Annotated in this window: 23 protein-coding genes; all 23 read left to right on the top strand. The window is 54.1% G+C overall.

From position 1 onward, the window contains the following. Positions 1–118 precede the first annotated feature (118 nt). Positions 119–472: a hypothetical protein gene (locus tag NTX59_02695; GenBank protein MCX5784573.1), complete on the top strand. Its 354-nt coding sequence runs from the start codon at positions 119–121 to the stop codon at positions 470–472. A gap of 213 nt (positions 473–685) precedes the next feature. Continuing rightward, positions 686–1,237, top strand: coding sequence for a hypothetical protein (locus NTX59_02700; protein MCX5784574.1), 552 nt, complete (start codon positions 686–688; stop codon positions 1,235–1,237). A 249-nt stretch (positions 1,238–1,486) separates the two neighbouring features. Continuing rightward, positions 1,487–2,869, top strand: a complete 1,383-nt coding sequence (terL, locus tag NTX59_02705; protein ID MCX5784575.1) for a phage terminase large subunit — start codon at positions 1,487–1,489, stop codon at positions 2,867–2,869. Beyond that, positions 2,856–3,635: a hypothetical protein gene (locus tag NTX59_02710; GenBank protein ID MCX5784576.1), complete on the top strand. Its 780-nt coding sequence runs from the start codon at positions 2,856–2,858 to the stop codon at positions 3,633–3,635. The genes terL and NTX59_02710 overlap by 14 nt, the downstream gene beginning before the upstream one ends. Continuing rightward, entirely contained in the window at positions 3,626–5,587 is a 1,962-nt protein-coding gene (locus tag NTX59_02715) for a phage portal protein (GenBank protein MCX5784577.1), read from the top strand. Before NTX59_02710 ends, NTX59_02715 begins: the two co-directional genes overlap by 10 nt. Before the next feature lie 2 nt (positions 5,588–5,589). Beyond that, positions 5,590–7,599 (top strand): DNA adenine methylase, encoded by a 2,010-nt coding sequence (locus tag NTX59_02720; GenBank protein ID MCX5784578.1) that lies wholly within the window; start codon positions 5,590–5,592, stop codon positions 7,597–7,599. 52 nt (positions 7,600–7,651) lie between these two features. Continuing rightward, positions 7,652–7,831: a hypothetical protein gene (locus tag NTX59_02725; protein MCX5784579.1), complete on the top strand. Its 180-nt coding sequence runs from the start codon at positions 7,652–7,654 to the stop codon at positions 7,829–7,831. 84 nt (positions 7,832–7,915) lie between these two features. Beyond that, positions 7,916–8,998: an HK97 family phage prohead protease gene (locus tag NTX59_02730; GenBank protein ID MCX5784580.1), complete on the top strand. Its 1,083-nt coding sequence runs from the start codon at positions 7,916–7,918 to the stop codon at positions 8,996–8,998. A gap of 12 nt (positions 8,999–9,010) precedes the next feature. Continuing rightward, positions 9,011–9,913, top strand: a complete 903-nt coding sequence (locus tag NTX59_02735; protein MCX5784581.1) for a phage major capsid protein — start codon at positions 9,011–9,013, stop codon at positions 9,911–9,913. Positions 9,914–9,922: 9 nt separating this feature from the next. Next, a complete protein-coding gene (locus tag NTX59_02740) occupies positions 9,923–10,135 on the top strand; it encodes a hypothetical protein (GenBank protein ID MCX5784582.1) in 213 nt (70 codons plus the stop codon). Between the two features lie 3 nt (positions 10,136–10,138). Then, positions 10,139–10,564 carry a hypothetical protein gene (locus tag NTX59_02745; protein ID MCX5784583.1) on the top strand — a complete coding sequence of 142 codons (426 nt, stop codon included), beginning with the start codon at positions 10,139–10,141 and terminating at the stop codon, positions 10,562–10,564. Positions 10,565–10,575: 11 nt separating this feature from the next. After that, a complete protein-coding gene (locus NTX59_02750) occupies positions 10,576–12,333 on the top strand; it encodes a glycosyl hydrolase family 28-related protein (protein ID MCX5784584.1) in 1,758 nt (585 codons plus the stop codon). Between the two features lie 25 nt (positions 12,334–12,358). Next, positions 12,359–13,690 (top strand): hypothetical protein, encoded by a 1,332-nt coding sequence (locus NTX59_02755; protein MCX5784585.1) that lies wholly within the window; start codon positions 12,359–12,361, stop codon positions 13,688–13,690. A gap of 6 nt (positions 13,691–13,696) precedes the next feature. Then, positions 13,697–14,020 carry a hypothetical protein gene (locus NTX59_02760; protein MCX5784586.1) on the top strand — a complete coding sequence of 108 codons (324 nt, stop codon included), beginning with the start codon at positions 13,697–13,699 and terminating at the stop codon, positions 14,018–14,020. Continuing rightward, on the top strand, positions 13,992–14,615 hold the full coding sequence (locus NTX59_02765) for a hypothetical protein (protein ID MCX5784587.1): 624 nt from the start codon (positions 13,992–13,994) through the stop codon (positions 14,613–14,615). Before NTX59_02760 ends, NTX59_02765 begins: the two co-directional genes overlap by 29 nt. Then, positions 14,612–14,935 (top strand): hypothetical protein, encoded by a 324-nt coding sequence (locus NTX59_02770; GenBank protein ID MCX5784588.1) that lies wholly within the window; start codon positions 14,612–14,614, stop codon positions 14,933–14,935. Before NTX59_02765 ends, NTX59_02770 begins: the two co-directional genes overlap by 4 nt. Further along, positions 14,932–15,420, top strand: coding sequence for an HK97 gp10 family phage protein (locus tag NTX59_02775; GenBank protein MCX5784589.1), 489 nt, complete (start codon positions 14,932–14,934; stop codon positions 15,418–15,420). Before NTX59_02770 ends, NTX59_02775 begins: the two co-directional genes overlap by 4 nt. Then, positions 15,420–15,911: a hypothetical protein gene (locus NTX59_02780; GenBank protein ID MCX5784590.1), complete on the top strand. Its 492-nt coding sequence runs from the start codon at positions 15,420–15,422 to the stop codon at positions 15,909–15,911. The genes NTX59_02775 and NTX59_02780 overlap by 1 nt, the downstream gene beginning before the upstream one ends. Positions 15,912–15,926: 15 nt before the next feature. Next, positions 15,927–16,889 carry a phage tail tube protein gene (locus NTX59_02785; GenBank protein ID MCX5784591.1) on the top strand — a complete coding sequence of 321 codons (963 nt, stop codon included), beginning with the start codon at positions 15,927–15,929 and terminating at the stop codon, positions 16,887–16,889. A 2-nt stretch (positions 16,890–16,891) separates the two neighbouring features. Continuing rightward, entirely contained in the window at positions 16,892–17,269 is a 378-nt protein-coding gene (locus tag NTX59_02790; GenBank protein MCX5784592.1) for a hypothetical protein, read from the top strand. Positions 17,270–17,271: 2 nt separating this feature from the next. Further along, the gene (locus NTX59_02795; GenBank protein ID MCX5784593.1) at positions 17,272–19,254 is read left to right on the top strand and encodes a hypothetical protein; all 1,983 of its coding nucleotides are present in this window, start codon (positions 17,272–17,274) and stop codon (positions 19,252–19,254) included. Next, positions 19,251–22,001, top strand: a complete 2,751-nt coding sequence (locus NTX59_02800) for a hypothetical protein (GenBank protein MCX5784594.1) — start codon at positions 19,251–19,253, stop codon at positions 21,999–22,001. Before NTX59_02795 ends, NTX59_02800 begins: the two co-directional genes overlap by 4 nt. Then, complete coding sequence (locus NTX59_02805) at positions 22,001–23,872, top strand: hypothetical protein (GenBank protein MCX5784595.1); 1,872 nt, start codon at positions 22,001–22,003, stop codon at positions 23,870–23,872. The genes NTX59_02800 and NTX59_02805 overlap by 1 nt, the downstream gene beginning before the upstream one ends. The last annotated feature ends 29 nt before the right edge of the window (positions 23,873–23,901 follow it).

A 23,901-nucleotide genomic window follows, 5' to 3' on the forward strand; every position in this document is an offset into this window, starting at 1 on the left:
AACTTTTGCAGACGCAGCAGACGCAGCTTCCGGTTAACCCGTTACGCGCGTACGCGCGCGCACACGCGTGACGGGGATATACAGGGACTGCGTCTGCTGCGTCAGCATGGGAGGAGCGATGAATAACAGAGCGAAGGGAAACTTACACGAAAAAAAGGTCGCGGATTACCTCAAGAGCCAGGGCTATCTGGTAGAACGCACATTCGGCAAGCCCGGCTGGCTGCCGGGCCGGGGGATAGTATTCTGCGCGCGGGATCTGTTCGGCGCGTTTGATATTGTCGCCATCCGGCAGCCGGGAGAAGTCCGGTTTATCCAGGTAACATCGGGCGCGGTGGCTGTCCGGCGCAATAAGACGTTCGCGGTCTGGCCGCAGGCAGAGGTCTGGGAACATTTAAGAGCCGGAGTTTACCGGATTCATAAAGCGGACGGCGCGTCCAGCGTTCTCGACGTAAAGCAACCGGAGGGGGCATGAACTGGTTAAACAGTTTATGGACTTTTGACATGAAAGCGTCCAAAATAGATCAAGGCCGGTATGAGCCGCGAGTATGCGAGCACTGCGGGAAGAGGTTTCGACCCTCTTTCCCGAATCAGCAACTCCACAGAACCTGCATCCGCCCCTGGCGGCGCAAGTATATCCGCGAGTATCACCGCAAGGTTAGGCGGGAATTGAAACGGGATTATCACGATGAAACGCAAGGGTCCGCAAAAACACTCAAATGAAACCATCCATACCGCGATCACGAAATTCGAGGGCGGCGCGCGGCTCAGCGCCATCGCAAGGGAGCTTGGAGTTGAAAAGTCCACTGTCAAATACTGGCTCGATAACGCGGCCAGATTTATGCCGGACAAACAAGGCCCCAACCCCGCTGCCGCCAGAATACAAACCCGCCTCACCCGCGAAGCGTGGGACATCATCTTCCTGGCGCTCAAAGAAATCAAACGGAAACTGTCCGAGGCCACAATACGCGACCTGGTCTCCGTTATGGGCGAGCTGTTTGACCGCCAGGCGCAGTTCGGAATGCTCACAGGAAGGAACGCTGTCCCGGAGCGAGTACTTGAGAAGTCGGAAGAACTCCGCATCACTGTGCGGCAGTTCCTTCACAATAAATCAGCAGGAGAAAAAGCTTCTGCTGAAGGCCTGGGCGTCGAGCCCGTTAAACAACCCGGAGCGCAGGAACCACCTGAGGCGCAGACAGAGCCCGGAGAGCACAAAAAGGACGGGAATGACGCCGTTTAACGCCGTATTCACTAAACATAATGCGCGATTATGTTTAGGCTTTTCTCGTCGGAGAAGCACTCCGCGACAAGGCGCGGAAAATTTGCGTAAAAATCCAGACCGGAACCGCGTATGCTCCCCAAAAGAATTTATTTCGCACGTTCAAAAGGGACATACCCATATATTTTTTGTACGAAACCGCTCAATGGAAAATCCTTCGTCCATTCTTCGCACAAACGGCCATTTTCTTCGCACAGGAAAAATGGGGCTATGAAAGACCACGAACAACGGCTTGAAGACCTGTATTTCTTCGCAAAAGAGGTGCTTGGCTACACCCAATTGACCGAATTGCATCTGTCGTGGTTTGATATTTTGCTCCGCGAGCAGTACGTTCTGCTGCTGGCTCCGGTCGGCCATCTTAAAACCAGTTCCTGCACCATAGCCTACCCATTGTTCCGGCTGACAGAGAACCACAACCTGCGGATTCTACTGGTCAACGAAGTATTGGACAACGCCAAAGGCTTCCTGCGTGAGATTAAAGGGCACCTGACCCAAAGCGCGCGATTCCGCGAGCAATACGGCCACTGGGACCTGACAGCCGATACATGGACCGAGGAACGCATCCAGATCCCGCGCACTGAAATACGCAAAGAGCCGTCCATAGCGGTGGCCTCGGTGTTAGGAACTGTTGTCAGCCAGCATCCAGACCTGGTTATTGTGGATGATCCTTGCAGCAACAGAAACACACAAACGCCGAACCAGCGGCAGAAAGTAATTACCTGGTTCCAGAAGGACCTGTTACCCCGGCTGGATGACGGCGGCCAGATAATCGTGGTCATGACCCGCTGGCATACTGACGACATCGCCGGATTCCTGAAATCCGAGCCCGGATTCGCCAACTGGAAGATTATAGATCTGGCGGCGGAATGGCTGGACGAGTCCGGCAAACAGCACATTCTGCTCCCTGAGAAATTCAGCAATAAAAAACTCGCCCAACTTAAAGCACAACTGGGCACGAGCTCCTACAATTGCCTGTATCTCAATGATCCATCCGGCCAGGAGGGCTCTGACTTTAAGGCGGCGTGGCTTGATTCCGGCAGGTATGACCGCGTGCCGGAGGGAATTCCGGTGTTCGTAGGCATCGACCTGGCTATCTCCAGGCGGGAGGGCAGTTCACGATTTGCTTATTGCGTCATCGGCAAGGACAAAGCCGGGAATGTATACGTCATTGACGCCTACCGTGACAGGATTCCGTTTAATGAGCAACTCAAAGCGGCTAAACGGGTATTTCACCAGCACCACCCATGTCTGATGGCGGTTGAATCCAATGGCTATCAGGCGGCCTTTGCCGAGTCGCTGCGTACGGACGAAGAGACCAAGCATATGCCGCTTAAGACTATAAACGCGTCCGATGATAAGCATGCCAGGTTACGCGGCTTAACCCCGCTTTTTGAGAACGGCGCTATACGCCTGCCAAAACCGAACGGCATGGCCTGGCTAACGCAACTTGAAGAAGAACTGCTCCACTTCCCCCACGGCTCTGAGGATATGCTGGACGCGTTATGGCTGGCCATTCAGGCACTTGAGACGCAGCGCGTAGTGCCGCGAATATATTATGTGGGGGATTCCAGGCGGCATGATGAATACATCTAAACTGAACGGCACTGCCGAAATTTTATCCGTAACTCCCATCGCCAACACAACGGGGCGGGATTTTGTTGCGGCGCATCATTACGCCGTCATCTGCCCGCCCATAACGAAGATAACATATGGCCTGTTCAAAGGCGAGAAACTGGTTGGCGTTGCGCTATGGGGCTTCGGCACGCGGCCGATGCATACCATCCGCAGGCTATTCCCGTCGCTTGGCGTGAACAATTACCTGGAGCTGAACAGGTTCTGTGTGCTGGACGAAATGCCCCGCAATACCGAGAGCATGTTTTTGAAGCATTGCTGCCGGCGGATAAAGCAGGACTTCCCCGGTGTCCACGTATTATTCAGTTGGGCCGACGGACTCCGGGGCAAGCCCGGTTACGTTTACCAGTCGGCGAACTGGCTTTACGGCGGATTTATCAAGAGCCAGTTCTACTGCACAGCGGATGGAGAGGTTGTCCATCCCAGGCTTTTGATAACCCGCTACGGGACCAGAGCCAACGGGTTCACCCGCAGCATCGGGCTGACCAAAATATCGGGCTTTCAGTTCAGATACTGCAAATTCATGTGCTCGCACAAACTTATGAAGGCGCTGCTCAAGGAATCGCCATTCAACTGGCGCAGCAGTTATCCAAAGAAGTGCGACCTAAAGTGGTGGATAGATGCGGAGGAGGGCTCAAGAGAGAGCTTTGAGTGTCCCACACTCAAGGGGTCGGGGCGGTTCCGGCACTCCGCTTTAATTTCCAAAGGGGACAGCTTATGGGCATAAGGGAAAGACTTGTGAAGGCTTTGTTCGGCGGCGTGATACGCGCCGAGGTTGAAAAATCGTCAAAGCAGATAATTTCTTATGTGACCGGCTTGCCGTCGTCGACCGAGGGCATCCTGCCGGATATAGACTTCGAAATTTTCAACATGATGTATGAGCAAACCTCCTGGGTCCGCGCTGTGGTCGGCGTCATCTGCAAGGCGGTCACCGCCCGGGGGTATTCGCTGTCGCCGGCAAAGGCCAATGCCGACTCCAATAACGCCGAACTTCTGCAGGAGTTCTTCGCCAACTGCAATCCCAACGACACCCTCCTGGAAATACTGGACGATATCGCCCGTGACGTGTATGTGTTCGGCAACGCGTTTCTTGAGGTGGTCTACGGTGCGGACGGCAAGCCCAGAGAGTTATGGAATCTTGACGCGACCACTATGCGGGTTATAGCGGATGAACACGGCACCATTACTGGTTATATCCAAGTCCCCAGGAGCCAGCCGGGAAAGGTCGAATTTACACCCAGGGAAGTTATTCACTTCAAACTGGGAACCAAGGGGGCTACCCTCTACGGCCTTTCCCCGCTGGCTTCATTGATCCTGCCGGTGACGGTTGATAAATACGCGCAGATATACAATCGGGCGTTCTTCCTGAACGGCGCGAAAATCCGGGGCGCGTTCATAATGAAGGATGCTACTCCGGAGCAGGTGGAACGTAATCGCGAATATATGGAAGCCCGAGTAAAGAATCCGGATATGGCGCATTCGGATTTGGTGATGGAGGGCGACATCGAGTTCAAGCAGATAAGCACGACACAGAAGGACATGGAGTTTCTGGAACTCCGTGAGTTCACCAGAAACGAGATACTGGCGGTCTACGGTGTGCCGCCGAGCAAGGTATCCATCATCGAGACCGGCAACATCGGTGCTGGCAGCGGTGACCAACAGACAGCCACGTTTTATGATGAAACTATTTCACCCTTCCAGATGCGGCTGGCTGAGAAGCTGACAAAGCATGTCATCCGGCAGGGATTCGGCATCAACGACTGGTCGTTCCAGTTCAATAAGCGTGCCATAGACGAGAAAGACCAGGCCGAGATTTTCAATATCTACCTGCAAAACAGTGTGTTCAGCCCGGATGAAGTGCGCCGGATAGTAGCGCCCAGGATGCCGGAGATGCAGAAATCGCTGAATCCCCGTGAGACCATAGCCAACGCCACGCGGGCCATCGTATCGCTTGAGAACAAGTTTGTTGAGGCTGTAAGGGCAATGTTCCGCAAGATCGGCGACGCGGTCAAAGCAAAACTGCCGGGCATCAAGCGCGAAGGTGATTTAGAGATACTGCTCCAGCTGGTTGATAAGGACGGCATCGCCAGAACCATAGAGAGGTTCTCTTTGGAGGCCGCGCGAAAGGGGCTTGCCTTAGCGGCACAGAGAGACGGGCTTGAAAGCGTAGATGACCTAAGCCCCGGTATACAGGAGAAAATCAAAAGCGAGGCAGCCGCGTTGGCAGGTGATTTAGCGGGTGGGATGGCCGCCCGCCTCCGTGAAGAACTATCGGCAGGAATTACGGCCAATGAAACCATCCCACAGCTTATGCGGCGCATTGAGAACTGGGTCGGCAGCCAGTCCATTACAGTCAAGCCGGTCACAGATGCCGAAGGGAATATCATACGGGGGACGAGCACCCGTGTAATCGGCAAGGACGTTCTGGCTGAGGTAATAGCCCGCACAGAGGCAAACCGCGCATATAATGCAGGCAATCTGGACGCGCTTAAGCAGGCCGGAGTTGAAAAAGTCCAATGGCTGCTCGCGGGCGACGCGTGTCTTGAGTGCGCAGATGCGGCCGAGACGGCGCCCGGTGAGAAGCTTGGCAAGATCATGGCATTGGACGAGGCAGCCGACGTATTGCCTGCGCATCCAAATTGCAGATGCACCTTTGTTTCGGTGCTCGAGGAGAAATAATTATGGAAATAGTAAAAATTGACTTTGCGGATTACGGCGAGTTGTTCCGCTCGGACCCGGCCAAGCTGCCGGACCAAGAACTTTTATCTATGGACTTCATCCTGCACAGGGCGTGGGCCATGCTGCTGGGCGGGCACAAGATATTTGACTCGACTACAAACTGGGACGCGCAGGATATCCTGGCATTGCATATCGTAGTCCAGCTGGAGATGACCCGCCGTGGCTTCCAGCATACCATTCAAGACGCGTTGCAGGAGCAGACCCTAGCTATGATTGCGGAGGATGCCGCAGAGGCGGACTATGCTAACGACGCAGAGAAGGGCGTACGCCAGGCATTCGGCTCTTACGGCGGCAAGCGCTATCTGGCGCACCGGATAGCTTCATATATCCCGCACCACCGCACCTATGTCGAGCCATTCGCAGGCGGGGCGGCGGTGCTCTACGCCAAGGACCCATCACCACAGGAAGCATTAAACGACCGCGACGCGGAGATTGCATTCATGCACAAATTTATCCGGGACCACAGCCCGGAGGATAGTAACACGCTGGCAAAACGCGAATGGAAAATCCTCAGGGAGACCCACGAACGTCTTAAAGCTATGAAGCCGGAAACCGACCGCGACCGCTTCTATAAATCATTCTATCTGACCCGGTCATCCTATGGCAAAATGCGAGGCGGCTCATTTAACCCCGCCAACGAAGGCGTAAAAATAGACTTCCCGAATACCGTGGATCGCGCACAAGAGCGGCTGCGCAACGTGGCGGTCACCAATAAAGACTATTTGCAGGTGCTTAAGGACTATGACAGCCCGGAGACGTTTTTCTACATGGACCCGCCATATCCCGGCAAATTCAACCTCTTTGACTTTGGCTTCAAGGAAGAGGATTTTCTGAAAGCCGTTAAGGGCCTTAAGGCGAAGTGGATAATCTCCTATCCATCCGAACGAGCCAAAGTGTTCAAGGGCTACAACGTTTACATAGTTAAACGCAGGAACCAGATGCGGGGCCCGGGCGGCAACCAGGAGTGGGTCACGGAGATGATGGCTTCCAATTTCCCGTTGAAGCCGCTTAACCTCTACATCGAGAAGGACCTAACACCCGAGCCGGAAGGCATGGAGGACAAGGCACCGTCATTTCTACCGCAGCTTGAGGACGCGCCTGATGTAGAGAAAGTGCATGGCGCTTTCAAAAGCCCAGGCGGCAAATACCGGCTTTACAAGAAAATCCTGGCGCTTATCCCGGAACACAAAACATTTGTTGAGGCATTCTGCGGCGGCGCGCAGGTGTTCTTCCATAAGAAGCGGTCTGACGCTGAAATAATCAACGACGTTAATTCCGACCTTATATTCTCATATCGGTTCATCAAGAGCATGACGCCGGAAGATTTAGACTGGTTAAAAAAGCAGGACTGGGTCATACACAGAACCTGGGCCCGGAAGCTGTTTGAGAGCCAGCCCAAAACGCCGAGGGAACGGTTTTACCGTTTCGCCTATCTGAACAAGGCGACCTACTGGGGCAGGTCTGACACATGGGAAGGCGTTAGAACGGGCAGAAACGGAGAGGGCTATCACATCAAACTGCCGCTTAAGTTGCCCGACATACAGGAGAGGCTTAAGAACGTAACACTGCGGTCCTGGGATTGGCAGGATATTCTCAAAGAGTACGATGGCGACAATACGTTTTTCTACCTTGACCCGCCCTATCCCATTCATTGGCCCAAGGAGGGGGGAGACCACGGCGGTAAATTCTTCAAAGAGGAAGATTTAATCCCGGCGCTCAAAAGCATTAAAGGGAAATTCATCCTGAGTTACGAACTGGAAAAACTGGGGCTATTCAAAGGCTTCAAAACTTATCGCGTAAAAACCTTGTGGACCGGCATGCACCAATTGGGAGTGCGTCATAAATACGAACTCCTTGTTTCAAACTTCCCGCTCAAGCCGCTGAATCTCTACTTGGAGAAATCACATGAGGCCGATATAGAGCAGGCCGATGTCAGCAATAAGACGGCATAAACTGGTTAAACAGTTTATGGACAAACCGCAGCCGATGCATTAGAATTTAGACATGGCAGAAACGCGAGCGCCGGAAACACTGGAATCAAAATTCGAGGAGCTTACAGCGAAGCTCCGACGGGAACGTTTCTACGGCACACTGGAAGTGCATTATCAGGACGGACGGCTTGTGCGGGTTAAGAAGCATGAGACTGTGCTCGTAAAGGACATGCAGAGTTTGAAGGAACAATAATCTTTTAGCGCTGTCGAACTGAGTCGAAGCGCTGTTGGTCCCGCTGTAACAGGGACCGGCAGCGCTTTTTTGTTTTGGGTAAATATGAAAACACAAACGATGCTTACGGAAAAAATCGGCTTCTCATTTCCGGTCCAGGTCTTGAAGTTTGCCGAGGAGGCCGGTGAGTTCCATGTGGTCGGCTATGCTGCCACGACCGATTTTGATTTACAGGGCGACATCATAACCGAGGATGCCCTGAAAGCGTCATCTCTCGACCTGCTCAAGAACTCCACCGTACTCCTTAACCACGATATGAAATTGCCAATCGGCAAAGTGACCAAGGTGGAGTTTGACCAACATGGCCTCTTGATAGACGCGCTCATCTCAAAAACCGAGCAGGACATCATCCAGAAGATCAAAGAGGGCGTCCTTAATAAATTTTCCATTCGCGGACAGGTGCTGGAACGGGAGCGCAAGTTTTCTCCGGAGCACGACCGCATGGTCAACGTGATCCAGCGCATGAGCCTGGTTGAAGTATCGCTTGTGTCGGTTCCCGCAAATCCCGAGGCCAAGGCCATCGGGTGGTACATAGCGAAGGCCCTTAACAAAACAGCAGAACAAGGAGACAAGACAATGCCAGATGAAGTGATCATAGAGGAATTACCCGCGCAAGACGGTAGTCCAACGCCGCCGCCGGCCGCTGAACAGCCTGCGCCGGAACCTGCGGCCGCCAAAGCAAACAAACCTGCCCCGGAGGAAAAGCCCAAAGCCGCCGACGCGTTCGCTCAGGCGCAGGCGCAGAAGCCGACGGAAATCCATAAAACCGATACGGGCATCATGAAAGCACGGCTCGAACCGGCGTTTGTCCTGCTGGACAAGCTGATATCCCTGGGCGGCCAGGCCGGGAGCATAGCTCAGCAGGCTAAAACCCTGCTCAAGCAGATGGCCGGGGAGACCGTTCCCGCCAATCCGGTGACCGCCAAGACAATCGACGCGAACGAATTGGCGAAACTGGTTGCGGGCGAGGTCGCCAGGCAGGTGGAAACCGCGCTCAAAGCCATCCCGACCCTGCGGAAAGGCCTCATCCAGTCGGATATCGAGGCCGACGAAGTAAGAAAGCAATTCGACAGCCTATCGCCGGAGAAAAAGCTCCGGGCGGTGCTGGCGGTTCGGGAAAGCAAATAGGAGGAACACGTAATGAATGATTTAGAGCAACTGAAGAAGGCGTTAGACATGGCCAGCGCGGGCGGCACTATGCAGCAGCCCATGATTGACAAGGTGCTGCAGGAACTCATTGAAGTCAACAACCCCCTGCGCGTGAATCTACCCCGCAAGCCGGGGGCAGGCTCCGCGTGGATACTGAACCAGCGGACCTCCCGTGGCGCGGGCGCCGGGTTCGTAAACGACACGGAGGAACCGACTGAAACCCAGGGGAGTGTCATCCCGAAGTCCTTCCCCTACCAGACCATCCTGGACCGCCGCAAGATTACGCGCAAGCTCCAGGCCGTGGGTAAGAGTCTCCTGGACGTAGAGGCTGATGAGGTTGAGAGCGGCCTGCAGAACGTGCGCGACTCGGAAGAGAACGCGCTCATCAACGGCGACGCGGTTGCCAACCCGAAGCAGTTTAACGGCATGAGGAAGCTCATCCCAACCGGCCAGGTGGCGGTTGCCGGAGCAAACGGCGCGCCTTTGAGCCTTGAGCTCCTGGATGCGGCCATTGACCTAAACCGCGGCAATCCCAGCATGCTGATAATGTCCAAGAAGGCCAACCGCAAGTTGAACGGCCTGCTCCAGGCACAGCAACGGTTCACGGACACAATGGAAGTCAAAGGCGGCTTCCGCTTGCAGAACTATAACAGCATCCCGATTTTCCGGTCCATCTGGATATCGGACGCACAAACGCAGGGCACAGCCACCAACTGCACAGACATCTTCGTGCTGGACACAAGCGCCATCTGGGTCGGGGAACTTACCCCCTTGAAGATGCTGCGCCTGGCGCAGAAATCCTCACAGGGCAGCGAGTTCGACATCTTCGAGGACATCACGCTGGTTCTGGCCAATGACATAAAGGCGTCAAGGCTGGCCGGTGTGACCCTGTAAGGAGGCCGGATGTTCAGGCTAAAAAAACTGTATCCACCGTTCGGCACTAAGGACGCGCCGGTCATTGAGGCCTCTTACGCAGAAGGCACTGTTGAGGTCGTGGACGGACTCTGCGAGGTTAAATTACCGGAAACCAGAGACCGGCTGCTTAAAATGGGATATGCCGAATTACCCGCAGACGCACCGGCAAAACCGAATGGGAAGGAAAAAAAGAGGAGATAGCCAGTGGCACATCCTTTCCCCCTGCCACCGCCGCCCAATTTCAGGGTGGCGCAAGTGGAGCCGACGTATATACGGCTTACCTGGTCCGATTACCCGGTGGAGTTTAAGGCAAACCGCCGGTTACGCGGGTTCAGGCTTTATAAATCGGCAGTCAAGAATGAATTAGGCCGGCGAATAGCCGATGAGAAAACTTTGGGCACGGGAGTATTCCATTATGACGACCATGAGCCTGACGCGGGCCCGACAAGGTTTTACACCATGGTCGCAGTTGAAGACTCCGGCTGGGGCGATGGCTTATTCGGTGTCGGGCCATACGGCCAACCCGATCCCGGCGGCTTTGATCTGATGCCTTTTAATACCCGCCCTTGGGGCGCACCCGTGAGAGGCTGGAGCGAAGCGCCCTATGGCAGCGAGCCTTATGGCTTTTAGGATGATTGAATATGGCTGAGACTCTAAGCGATAAACTTAAACTGTCCAAGCGTGACACCGGCGACCTTAACTGGGGCCAGGGCGCGAACGCGAACCTGGACTCTATCGATGCGCACGTCCAGCAAGCACTGTTAAGGCCACCCCGAACGCTAATCGCTACTCTTGGCAGCGGCGGGGTCGGCGCCAACCTGTCGGGCAATACCGCTTATTTATATAAGGTAACAGCGGTCAATACCGCAGGCGAGACTACCGAAGGCACAATACCGGCAATCGTAGAAGCGCAGGTTACCCAACCGGTAACACCGCTGCCGGTCATCATCCAGTGGGAAACGGTCAAAGGCGCAACCGGTTACAAGATTTATAAGTCCACAGCATCCGGCCAGGAGAAGTTTCTGGCTTCCGTATCCGGCGAATCCACCGCCACCTATACTGACAGCGGCAATACCGCGACCAATCCAGCAATTTCGGTTCCGGTCTCAAACTCGGCCAAGACCTCAGTGTCAAAGATCATCGCCGGAACAAATATGACGATTTCGCCTTCAGACGGCACGGGTGATGTGACCGTCAATGCCACAAACCAGACACCGGTCGACGCGTCGGACACGGTCAAAGGCATCGCCAAGCTTTCCGTAGCTCCGGCTTTGGCCGCCAACCCCATCGCAGTTGGCGACAACGATGCCAGAAACACCAACGCAAGGACACCGACAGGCACGGCAAGCGGCGACCTCAGCGGGTCATATCCCGGTCCCACGGTTTCAAAAGTCAACGGCACCAGCGTACCGGCAGCCCCTTCTGCTGGACAGGTTTTGACGGCGACCAGCGCGACAGCAGCGGCGTGGCAAGCCCCAGCTGGCGGCGGCGGTTATTCAACAACCGTGGTGCCAGCGCCTACCGGAGTGGCCGCGACCGACACGGCGAATATCCAGACCGCATTGAATGCCAAGGGCGTTTATACCGGCGCGAGCACTGTTGTTTTGCGGGAGGGCACATACATTGTTAACGCCACCTTGAACATCCCGGATAACACGATACTTAAAGGCCAGGGCATGAACGCCACAATAATCAAGGCCGATGCCGCCCTTGGGGCGGTTCCGATAATCAGCCATATCGGGAATGGCACCTATATTGAGCTTAGGGACTTCAAGGTCAACTGTTTCTTTTCGGGGCGCGGGGCGGTTGCGTCTAACGATATCTCGCTTAGCGGCCGCCTGACACGCCTTGAACGAATCTGCATGGTCGGCCACACAGCTTCCACGGGCGCATTTTCCGCGATACGGCTGGTGTGCGGCTCAAGTGCCGTAGGTGGCTCGGTAATCCGTGATTGCGAGTTTCAGGTTATGGGTGATATGGGCTCAGCAGCGCCTGCCTGCGGGAGCGGATACATCAGCGCGAACTCTGTGCTTATCCAGGGATGCGTATTCCGCGCTTATTCCGGTGATATCACGCTCATTCACGGCAGTCCGGGCACGAATAACAACGGCAGGGTCGCCATAATCGACAACGAGTTCCATCTTCTGTCCAGCAACATCACGTACCTGATCAAAATGTATACCGGCATCGTGGCGCACAACAGGTTTTACCGCGAGTCGGGAACAACCACGGAATCCGTCAGCACTGCCGGTATAACCGCGACAAACATATCAGTCACCGGCAATGTCGCACTGAATTCAGGCAACGGGGCGATCAATGCTTATGGCACGCTTATAACTGTAACCGGCAATGTCGGCTTTAGCGCATACACCGGGGGAACTCCGGTAAACAACGTCTGATAGTCAAAAAAAGGAGAAATAATATATGGCAACTCTTGAATCCCAACTTTCGCAACAGGTCTTAGGCAATCTTGCGGCCGACATTCTGTCGGCGGAGCCCGCTATCCTGGGGCTTATACAGGCCAGCCAGTTCATTGACGGCCCGACGCCGAAAGGCAAGACGCGCATAACTCTTAACTGGACGGCTCCAACCAAAAACGAGTTTATAGGTGGCGAGCTGCTTAAAAACCCGGATGGCACGCCCGACCTTGCGGACGGCGCGGCGAATGCCGTTCATGAAACACAGTTCGACCCAATAGCGGCAGGCTCATTTACCGTCTTTGAAAGAACCTCCGCGTCATCCAACACGAAGACGCTTACGGCATCAACGGTTCACGGCCAGCGCATCATAAACATAGGCACGCCGGTTCCCGTCGATATCATAGTCGGCGCCAAGATACTCATCGATGACGGCGTGACCAACAAAGAAGAGTATGTGGGCGTTAAAGCGGTAAACACGTCTACCGGTGACATCACTCTCACGGACGGCCTTTTCTATCCACACGCTTCGGGAGCAGTGGTCAAGCAGACTGTTGTGATTACCAAGACTCTGTCAACGCATTACAACCTTGATTTGTCTACCGGCGTTCTGACTGAGTTAGCCGGTGGATTCACCGCAGGCAACAGGATCGCTATGCGCTATCAGGGAGTGCTGCAGGACCTTGACCATTATGAGCTTTACCGCGTGCCGGGCAATGCGCCTGTCTCAATCCCCACAAAAGTGAACGTGTTGGCGGCGGCCGGCGTTTCCGCTGTCAGCTCGGCAATCCTGTCAACCGCTACTTCGTTTCAGGACCAGACACCACTGGACCCGGACAACGGCAAGGACTTCACGTATTACCTGTTCGCCGTGGACGATCAGGGCAACGCCTCCAATCTTATAAGCGAGGTGATGACAGCCAATCCGCACATGGCATTCGTCGAGCTTATCCCGACCGTTCCGCAGAATCTTTCTCTTGATGTGTCGAGCAACAAGGTCAATATAACGTGGGACGCGGTCTCGGATGCGAACGCCAACGGCTACAACATCTTCCGCGCGCCCGGCTCGTCATTCGACCCCGCGCAGGCGCTCAAGGTCAACTCAACGCTTATCGCAAAAGGCACGGGCCGGGTAAGTTTTGACGACAGCGCGAGCAATGCGTCCAACCGCAGGCCTTCCGCTCAAGTGCCCTATCCGCTGGACGGCCAGACCTATAGCTACAAGGTTGAAGCCGAGGACACCACAACGTATTGGACTGACGGGACATCCAATATCCCTACGCTGGACACAAGCGCGTCAAAGACCTCAGGCACGGGTGACGGCACGGGTGGGAGATAACCTCTCATGGCAGAGGACAACGACAATGCCGTTCTGCACGTTAACCAACCGGGGCAAGCGCCCAGGGCGATTGTGTTTCTTGACAAAACACAGCGCCCTTTGACTCCGGCGGAGGCTAAACGCGCACGGTTCATCAAAAACCTGAAAAACAACTATGCCCGGCTGAACGAAGCGCTGGCTTTCTTTGAATACTTCGCCGCCATCTGCGAACTTTCATTGGAACGCAGGGAGTCAATACGCAAGGCTAACAAGGAGGCTATTGATGAACTGAGCAGGAACTTCGAGGATAAACTGGCCGAGTATGACAGACGGCGAAAGGGGGTCGTGTAAGATGGCGACGCTGGCCTCTTTACTCTCACAGGCGGTCATGGCTGTTATTCCGACAGCCTACACGACACCAGCGCTCGTTTCCAAGATGACCGGCGGTGAAGTGCCGGAGGAAGACATCCTTCCCGAGTGGATAGAGGCCGCCACCGAAGAGATTGACCGGCGCTCAGGCATGTGCTTCCGCACTAAGCAGTTCACGAATGTCTTAGACGGCGACGGTTCCGACGCTATTTTTCTGGACTGTTTCCCGATCCTTGAGATTGACTCGTTTGAGATAGACGGCGACGAAATCCAGCCGAAAGATTACGTCCTTAAAAAGGCAACTGGAATCATACGGCTTAAAAGCCATCTTACGCCGTATGGGATAGCCAATGTAATCGTTAGCGGCATTCACGGCTATGCCAAAGTCCCGGCTTTAGTCCAGAAGATAGCCACGCTCATAGTAGCAAAGACAGCGCTGTCGGCCAGGTTCGAGCCGTTGGTTGACAGCGAGAATATAGGCGATTTCTCGCAGACACGCACTTTCAAGAAGCTAAACGACGAACTGGACAGGGCATGGGACACGCTGGGTAAGCGGTTCAGGATATTCACCCTATGATTGAAACGCGGCTTTTGACTGAGAATATTACCATCCGCAAGCCTGTCCAGCGGTTTGCGACCGGCACCAGGCAGCCGGTATTCGACTATCAGGCAATCGCCACCGGAGTTAAAGCCCGGTTCAACCCGGGCGGCACCGCCTCAAGCCGGAATGTGCTGGGGCAAACGCCTAAACACTCGTTTCGGCTGTTTCTGAATCCGACCGAGCTAAAAGAGAACTACGAAGTAATGCGCGAGTCGGACGGTGAGCTGTTTACCGTAACCGGGGTCAAGAATTTTTGGAACCACCACCTGGAAGCCACGCTGGAGGAGAAGAAGTGATACGCATTGTGTTGAAAGAGAAAGGCGAAATAACCAAACTCCTGCCGCAACTGCCGCAGCGATTGCGCGGGGCTATTGTGCGAGCCATGCGTGAGTCGGCGGTTCTCCTGCAAAGCTATGCCAAGCTCTACGCGCCTGTATTCAGGGGACTCCTGCGCGTTTCCATAGCCCAGAACGTATCGGAAGAAGGCAACCGGATAACCGGCGAGGTCGGCTCAGGTTTGGCCTATGCCTCCGTGATTGAAGAAGGCAGAAACCCGTGGTCCGGCGCTATGCCGCCGCCGTCAGGCGATTTACGGACCTGGGCGCGGCGTAAACTGGGCGATGAGCGGCTTGCGTTTGTGGTAGCCAGAGCCATCAAGCGGCGCGGGTTCAGGGCGCAGCCGTATCTGAAACCCGCGTTATTGGGCGCAACGCCACGGATTCAGATGATCTTCCAGTCGCGTATTTTGGAAGCGCTGCAGCAGGCGGGAGGCACACTCTAATGCCTGCGCCACGACTGCACGAAACGCTTATCGCCGACAGAATCGTCGAGCTCATAGACCAGAACCTGGCCGATCAGTTGGGCCTTAAGGTTATCGCCATCGGCGCGTTGGAGTTCTTCCCGGCGTTGGAAAATCTGGTAAATAATGTCCCAGCGGTGTTTGTAAAACCCGCACCCGCGACAAATCTTGAACGCATCACAACCGGCCAGACTTACAGGATCGTCTACGGCTTTAGAATAGTATTCGTTAAATCGTTCGGCCCCGGTGAGGAGATAGTCAAAACAAAAACTGTGGAAACGCAGAAAATAGCCGAGCTGCTTATAGACAACGTGGACCTGGGCGGGCTGTCATTACCCAACGGGCAGGTGCTGTTCTCAAGTCTGAAGGCGATTGAATGGGAGCCGCCAGAGGATAATCTGGTCGCCACCATCAACGCCAATATGACAGCGGCCGCTCTGGTATTCACCGTGGAAACCACAAGCCGTAAATAGTGAAGGAGATAAAATATGCCTTTTGCAACAGAAAATCAAAAATATGGATTCAAGAAAGAAGCCACCCGGGGAATAGCCGAGGCCACGCCGCAGAAGTTTTTGGCGGTCGGAGCTGAAGCGCTGCTGGATTATAAATCCCTGCTCATCGCCGATGACAAAATCAGAGGCTCAAAAGAGGTTTTCCCTTCCGCCACTGGAATACGTGAAGGCGGCGGGACGCTGCCTGCCATTGACCTGGAAGCAGACACCTTAGGCGATCTATTACTCGGCTGTCTCGGCAAGGTGACAACGACTCAACCCGACGCTATCAACTCGCCGACAGTTTTTAAGCATACCTTCAAGCCTGACAATAGGGTGCAGTTCCCGTCATTCACATATTTTGTGGACAGGGGGCTTGGCATCAAACGCTATCCGCTCACAGTAATAAAGAAGCTGACAATGGCCGGCTCGGTTGACGGCAAAGGCCAGGTGGCGGCAGATGTGCTGTTTAAGACCGAAGAAACCACGTCAGCTTTCTCGGCGGTATTTGGCACACCCAAACCTTTGATGTTCTTCCAGACCGAATTTAAGCTGGACGGGGTTTTAAGCCAGGACGTCAAAAGCTGGACTTTGAGCATTGATAACGCCTCAGCAGCGCACAGAACACTGAGCCAGTCCAGAGACCCGAAGGACATAGTATCCTCCGGCAGATTCGCGATAGAAGGCGGCTATGAAATATATTTTGAGACCGAAGCCAACCGGCAGAAATTCCTGGATAACCTGCCGCAGGCCATTGATTTAGCTCTGACCGGCGATATCATTGAGGACGCTTTCAAGAGCAAGCTGGAGTTGAGCATCCCGAAAGCCAAATATACCGCCTATGCATTCGGCACGTTGGAAGGGCTGTTCGGCTCAGCCGTAGCCTTCCAGGCCGAGCTGGACCCCGCCTTGGGTTACAGCCTGCAGGCCGTCCTAACGAACGGAGTAACGGGGTATTGATTATGCTTGAACCTGTTTCAGCAACTGAGCTTAAGGAACGGTTGAAGAAAGAGAAAACCGTTGAGGTCTGCGGCCTGGCGTTCAGGATACGACGGGTGCCGCTGCTGTTTCTTGGCGATGAAACCGCTGATTTCTGGAGCCTTGCCCGCCAGGGCAAAGACGCGCTGGCTAAACGCATAAATGAGTTGATAGCCAATCCCAAGTTGCCGCAGTTCCGGCGAGTGCTGTTATACGGAATCATTTCACCTAAAATTGGCGTTGGTGACGGTGATCGTGACGCGGTCCCGGTAGACGCAATCCTTGCCGAGTATCCGCTGGCCGTCGGGCTTTACGTTGAGATCATAAATTTCACACTTGATTCCATCCCCAAGGAGGCTTAATCATGGCTGGCTTCGAGATACTATTCGAGGCCGTGGATCAGGCGTCCCCTGCCATTCAGAAGCTTTCCCAACAACTCCTCGATGCCGCGCAGCGCTCTGATAAGTTCGCTGGCATGGTTGAAAAATCCACCACGCGGGCCGATAAGGCCTTCACGGCACTCCCCCCCAAAGTTAACGCTACAGCACAATCAATGACGGCGGTCCAAGGTGCGGCAGGCCAGCTTATGAACCAGTTGGCTGGCTTTGCCACGGTCGCCGGGATAGCGGCTTTCTTTAAGTCCGCAGCAGACGCGGCCTCAGGGGAAGAGGACGCTTTAAGACGGCTCCAGTTTGCGGTTGAAGCAACCGGCGGCTCTTTTGGCAAGGAAAAAGAACGCATCATGGCGTTCGCGCAAGAGCAGCAAGCCCTGACCAGGTTTTCAGATACGGACACTTATGAGGCCCTTGGCAAGCTTACCAGAATTACAGGCGATGCCGGACAAGCCATGCAGGCGACAAAACTGGCATTCGGGTTAGCGTCCGCGTCAGGCAAGGACTTCAACCAAGTCCTGGAACTCCTTGGTCCCATCTTAAATGGTGACTCCAGTCGCATGAGAGCGCTTAAGACCGAGTTCGGCGCATTCATAGGAGATGCGAACACTTCACAGGAAGTTATAGATGCCCTCTCAAAAAAGTTTCTGGGCGCGGCTGAAAGAGAGACCGGTTTTTCACAACAACTCCAAACCTCACGAAACCGGCTGGACGATTTCAAAGAGGTCGTCGGCATGGGTGTATTACCCGTTTTTAACTTCTTGCTGGCCGCGCTCTTAAAAGGGACACAATTTTTTGAGGTCCTCGGCGTAGTCATGGCTAACTGGGGCGCTAAGGCGATGGTAATCATTGAGCAGACTGCCAGCGGCTGGGGCGCTATCTTCAAGGGGCAATTCGACCGGCTGCCGGATATCGTGCAGGATGCCAATGTAAAGATGCAGGCCATAGAGGAGGCATCAGTTGAGCAGGCAGCCGAGGTTCACAAGCGTTATTCAGATGAGCGCCAAGAGCTGATCACACAGGAAGTTGAGCTTAAAGCCAAGGTTACCGAGAAATCAATCCAGGACTCGCAAAAAGAAGCAGACGAGAAAAAACGCCAAGCGCAAGACGCGCATGACAAGCTAATCCAGCTTGACGCGGAACGCCTGGAATCCGAGGGGCAGAATCTGGAATCCAGGCTGATGCTCATTGAGCAGGAGAAGGCTCAACGGCTACAGCAATTTGAGGACTTGCGAACCAAGGGCTTAATAACCGAGGACGAGCTTACCGCAGCCAGGATGAACGCGACAGCCATTTCTATTGCGGAATCCCAGAAGGCAAGGGATGCCATAAACGGCGACCTCATAATGGTACACGACACTCAAAAGGCTGTATCGGAAGCCTTTGCCTCTTCATTCTCCGGTGCCGTGGCTGACATGATCCTGCAAGGCAAGAGTTTCGAAGATGCCTGGAAAGCCGTAATGAATACGGTCTTAAGGACAGCCATTGAAACTTTTACCCGCATAGCCGTAGAGAGAGCATTGTCAGACTCCGCAACATCATCTGCGGCGGCAGCCTCTGGTGGCATTGGTGGCGGGCTTTTAACTGCCGGTTTCATGGCTATCGCGCCTTCGATATCCAAAGGGTTGAAGAAGATTTTTGGCTTTGCCGAGGGCGCTATCGTCACAAAGCCTGTCCTGGCAACCATCGCGGAAAACGGCCCTGAGGCAGTTATACCGCTTGACCAGTTAGACAAGTTTAGCGGTGACGTATCTGGCGGGAACATATCTGGCGGAGACGTAAGCGTGTCAGTCATACAACACAACACTATTACGGTCACTGGCGTAGGCGATGAACAGGTAAGGCAGTTAATGCGGCGTATGTCTGAGGTTACCCGCTCTGGCGCAGCCGAGGGCGCGGAACTTGTTAAATCCATCATCTCAAAGCAGGGACGGCTGTCCAAGGAAGCCGTATGAAAACCACGTCTCCAGGATACAAAGCTGCGCAAGTCTCGAACCTGATTTATCCGGTCAGAAAAGTTGAGCTTTTCCGAAGGCTGGCAGACGGCTCCAACTGGGAAGGCACGCCTATTGATATTACCACCGAGGTCGTAAGGCTTGACCGGCTTTCCTGGAAGCTGGATACAGAAGCCCTCAACGAATATAAGGCATCCAACATCCGCATAGAGGTAGAAAACGCAAAGCGGCAATGGGACGCCGGATCGGCAGGCCGCTTCGCGGGATTCCAGCGATTCCACTCAAAAATCAGAGTTTCGCTTGGGCTTAAGGTCTCCGGCGCTGATGAGACTTTCCCGACCTTCACCGGGGTCATTGAAGACACCATAGAGGACTCCGGCACGCCCACCCTGCAACTAGACATCCAATCAACAGACCAGCTGCTTGAAGATGCCGACGCTGACAAAGCGGCTATCCTCATAAGCAATGAACTCCTCGGCATTGGCGATGGCTTAAAAGCTGAGTTTGAACTCGCCAACACACCTGTAGGAGCTGTGAAGGCTGTGCGCGTCGGCGGCGAGGTAATGCGGCCTGGCACCAGATGGAGCGCCACAGGCCTAAATGATCCGACAAAGACCGCTGTGATTAAATTTGAGACTGTTCAGCCGCCGCCGGGCGCGGAGGTGCGGGCGGATTATGTGGTCTGGAAACGGGACCAACGCATCCACAGCGTAGCAAGCGACCTCATAGCATCAGTACCACAGGTCCAGGCAGCGACGATTGAAACCGTACAGTTTGAGCCAGCCGCTCAGCGCGAGATACTACACACGCAGTTAGTGGATTTCGCCTCTTATAGTTTATACCGAGCAGCAGTTGTCTCTGAAGCGGAACCACCAGAGGGCGACGGACAGCTTACTATCAATCCGTATGACACGCAAGCTGAATGGGAAGCGGTGTTAAATGTTAATCGCATTAATTTCCGCCGAATAAAAGATGGGATTCACCCTAAATGGACTTCGCAATACGAAGGCGACTACGCACCGGCTTTAGAAAAAGGCACGGTCGACGGCGATTATACATTCCCTTGGTCAGAAACCCTGCCGACGGGTTCGACAGCCACCCTTACCGATAGTATAAGAACGGTGACCCACAACGGCGGCGCGGATTACATGCTCTACAACCAGGCCGAAGAGTTCGGGCTCTCAAGATGCGTTTGCGCCAGAATGAGATTCTCAGCAGTCCACGGAACCATCACACTGGGAACGATGATTGGACAATCTCCTTATCGAGGCGCACAAATTGAAATAACAGACCTAAACAAAGTAAAAGTTCGGTCTGCCACACTTAGTCCCGGTTACAATGTGGATCTTACGCAGTTCCATACATTTAGGTTGGCGCTTACTATGACAAGCGTATCGGTTGGGACTTGGACATTATTCATAGATGGCACACAGGTTTTAACCGGCACACTGGGGACGCTCTCCGGAGGGACTTCTGGAGTTCGACTACAATCCAGCACTGGAACAAATAGTGCTTTTGACATAGATTTTATCCGCTATAACGGCATCAGCCCTACCCCCGCAACAGGGCAGTTAACACTTTGGGTGGATTATGGGATGATATTGTCTGGCATAACGACATTCGCGCTTATAACCACCTTAGGGCCGTTCTTCGCAGAGCTGCAAGGATTACCTGCCGGAGCACAGTTTTATTGGTGCTGGGGCAACGACACCTACTCTTACCCGACAGAAATGCTTGTGGCAAATGGCGGGAATATCGGGAATTGGACAAATGTTGATTCTCCCAGATATATAACGCTCAAAATTGTTTTAACCGACACACTTGAGTCGCTCCCTTATGGCGTTAAGCGGGTCTGGCTGCCAGCTATCGCGGTCTCACCGGCAATTGATGGCGGCTCGGGGATAGCTTCCTGGGATACCTGGAAGGCAGCGGTTATCCCAAACAATGGCACCGTCCAGAGATTTACCGCAGTTGTCACGCCGCTTACGATGTCGGGCTACGGCTACCACCGGGCGCTGGGGCCGAATGACACGATAATCTCCGACGAGTTCGCAGTAGCCAACGGCTTTGGGATGCCGTCAAAGATGGCTTTCATTACTTTGCTAAACACCTCTGGTGCAAATCCCCCCGCGCATACCCTTAGCATTATTACCCTGACCACCAAAGATATCCTTATCACGATGGCGAACTTTGGCAGCCGATCTGTGCTGGATGTAATTAAGGAGTTGGCGAAAATAGCCGACTTCGATATCGGCCTGGATGGGGACGGGCGTTTCTTTTTCAAAAACAAAACAACGGCAACTGCACCATTGATTACCCTGGACGGCTCAAACATTGAGAAAGTCCAAAGCATCAGTCCCGGCTGGGACAGGGTTTATAACAGCATAAGGGCAAACTTCGGCGAGTTCGTTAAGACTGCCGACTCCCAGACAGAGGGAGACCCATCGCCCACCTCAAACCAGCGCTTTGGGATAAGGCCGCTGTCCGTCGGCGGCGGCGGAATGCTATTCCAAGCCGACGTAGACCTGGCGACTGTAATGGCAAAGCGCTACTTCAGCCGCTACAAGGAGCCCAAGCGCCGGGCAACGCTTACTACCAGGTTTATGCCGGAGATGGAGCTGAGCGACCGGGTCAGGCTTAACATCCCGGACCCAAGGCAAATCGGAGAGGCTTTCGATGCCAGAATTATCGGCATCGCGCATGACCTAATGAATTTCAGAAGCGAGATGGACCTTTTGGAGATTTAATGGCCACCAAAGAGACTTTGAACCAAGCAGCGCAGTTCCAGAATAACGCGGGCACAACCGGCCTGGATCTGACGGCTATACCTATAAAACTTCAGCAGACCTTGACCTTTGAACTGGCTGACGACTTTAACGACGGTATAAAAGACCCGCGCTGGCTTTTGGAAACGCCAAGCACCCAGCCCACCGAGGCAGGCGGCTTTCTGCAGTTTGCTTACCCCGGCGCCACGCCCACCAGCAACGAGGCGATATTCAATTCCTCGCGCGGGTCCATAGAGTTGGAGACCCGCTTCATCTGCGAAACCATCTCCAGCAGCATATACCCGTACTCGGATTACTTCGTTCCTTTTGGCCCCGCAATACTGGGCGGCAACATTAATCCGCCACACCTGACGGATGCAGACCGTGAAAGCCGGCTGATATGGGAATGCTGGACCGACTGGAGCCCTTACACGAATTACTTAGCCTTCCTGCCATTTTGCTACGGGGCCAATGGAGTCCGATACTGGTGGAGCCAATCAACGAATCAATGGATACAAGACCCGGGGGCGGCAATGCGACAAGGGATTTTCTTAAGTAACCCGGCGAACATCCCTATAACTCTGAAATGCGAAATCAGCGGGCAGGGGATAATAATCAAGGCTTATAAAAACGACAACCCGGCGCAGCTTATTTTCCAGACCGGGACCAGCCCCGCAATACGCCAGCTTGATAACTACCACCTGCAGCTCGCTCATGCCGCTAACCTCGGCGGTGGCCGCACCAAGTATGATTACTTTAAGCTCTCGGGCGCGGTAATTGAACCAAACTCAGGAGAGGTCATTCTACGCCGGACTTACCCCATTAAGACCAAGGTCACCAAATACACGATGAATCGCGTACTGCCAGCGGCAGGCTCCAAGATAAATATTAAGGCCCGCTCCGGGGATACCCTTGCTGCGCTCCAGGCGGCTCCGTTTAGCGATATAGCCGGGGGCGCTGTCGCAGGGAATGTGGAAACAGGGGACGTAACCATAGCGGCAGGGCTATTATTCGACATCAAACTTGAGTTCGTAAAAGCCAGCCCAAGCCCGCTGCTGAACTCTTTTGATTTCACAACGAACCCGCAGGCTGTTGAAGAGGACCAACCCATAATCCTCTCACTGGACGAGGCAGGGCCGGGGCTTGCTATGGTGACCTCCAGCGAGGAAGGCTTAAGCGAAACTGCAAACACCCGAAAGCTTATGGACGGCGATACCGATACACCGTGGACCTCGTTAAATGCCTCGGACGCGACTTCGGCGACTTTACAAGTCAGCTTCTTGACCCCGGCTGGAGGTGGCGATGTAAGGACATACAACGCTGTAATTCTGCGGAACACGAATATAAAGAACTTGAGAGTTTATGCCGGTATCACAACCTTTTTTGATGGCGAGATTCTGGACGATGACGTGATCATTCCTTTTCCAATGGTAACAATGCCGGTCATCCAGCTTGAGGCAAAGACCACCAAGGTCCCCAACCAGAACAAGAAAATCGGTGAGCTTTACTGTGGGCAGATACTTGTCGCGCTGCCGAATTTTGATTCATACACGCCGCAAAGAGAGCTTTTTGAGTCAGGCAGTTTCAGGACTTTGGGGGGAAAGCTGATCGCTTATCGGGGAAAGAATAAATACGCGGGCAAGTGGCGTGTAATGCTGACGGATTCGACCGCGAAAGACACTGTTGAACTGATTTTCAAGCAAAACCCGCTTCTTACGTTTTGGCCGGAACCCAAAGCCAGGCCACGGGACCTTTTTGACGTCGGTTGGAAGATTGAAGCCTTGCCATTTGCCTACAGTGATGTGTTTAAGAACGCGGGCCACACCATTGAAGCCGAGGTAACGGAAATATAACCGCGTCAAAGGCGGACGGAATGCAGTGT

The organism is Elusimicrobiota bacterium, assembly GCA_026388155.1.
Lineage (GTDB): Bacteria > Elusimicrobiota > Elusimicrobia > Elusimicrobiales > UBA9959 > UBA9634.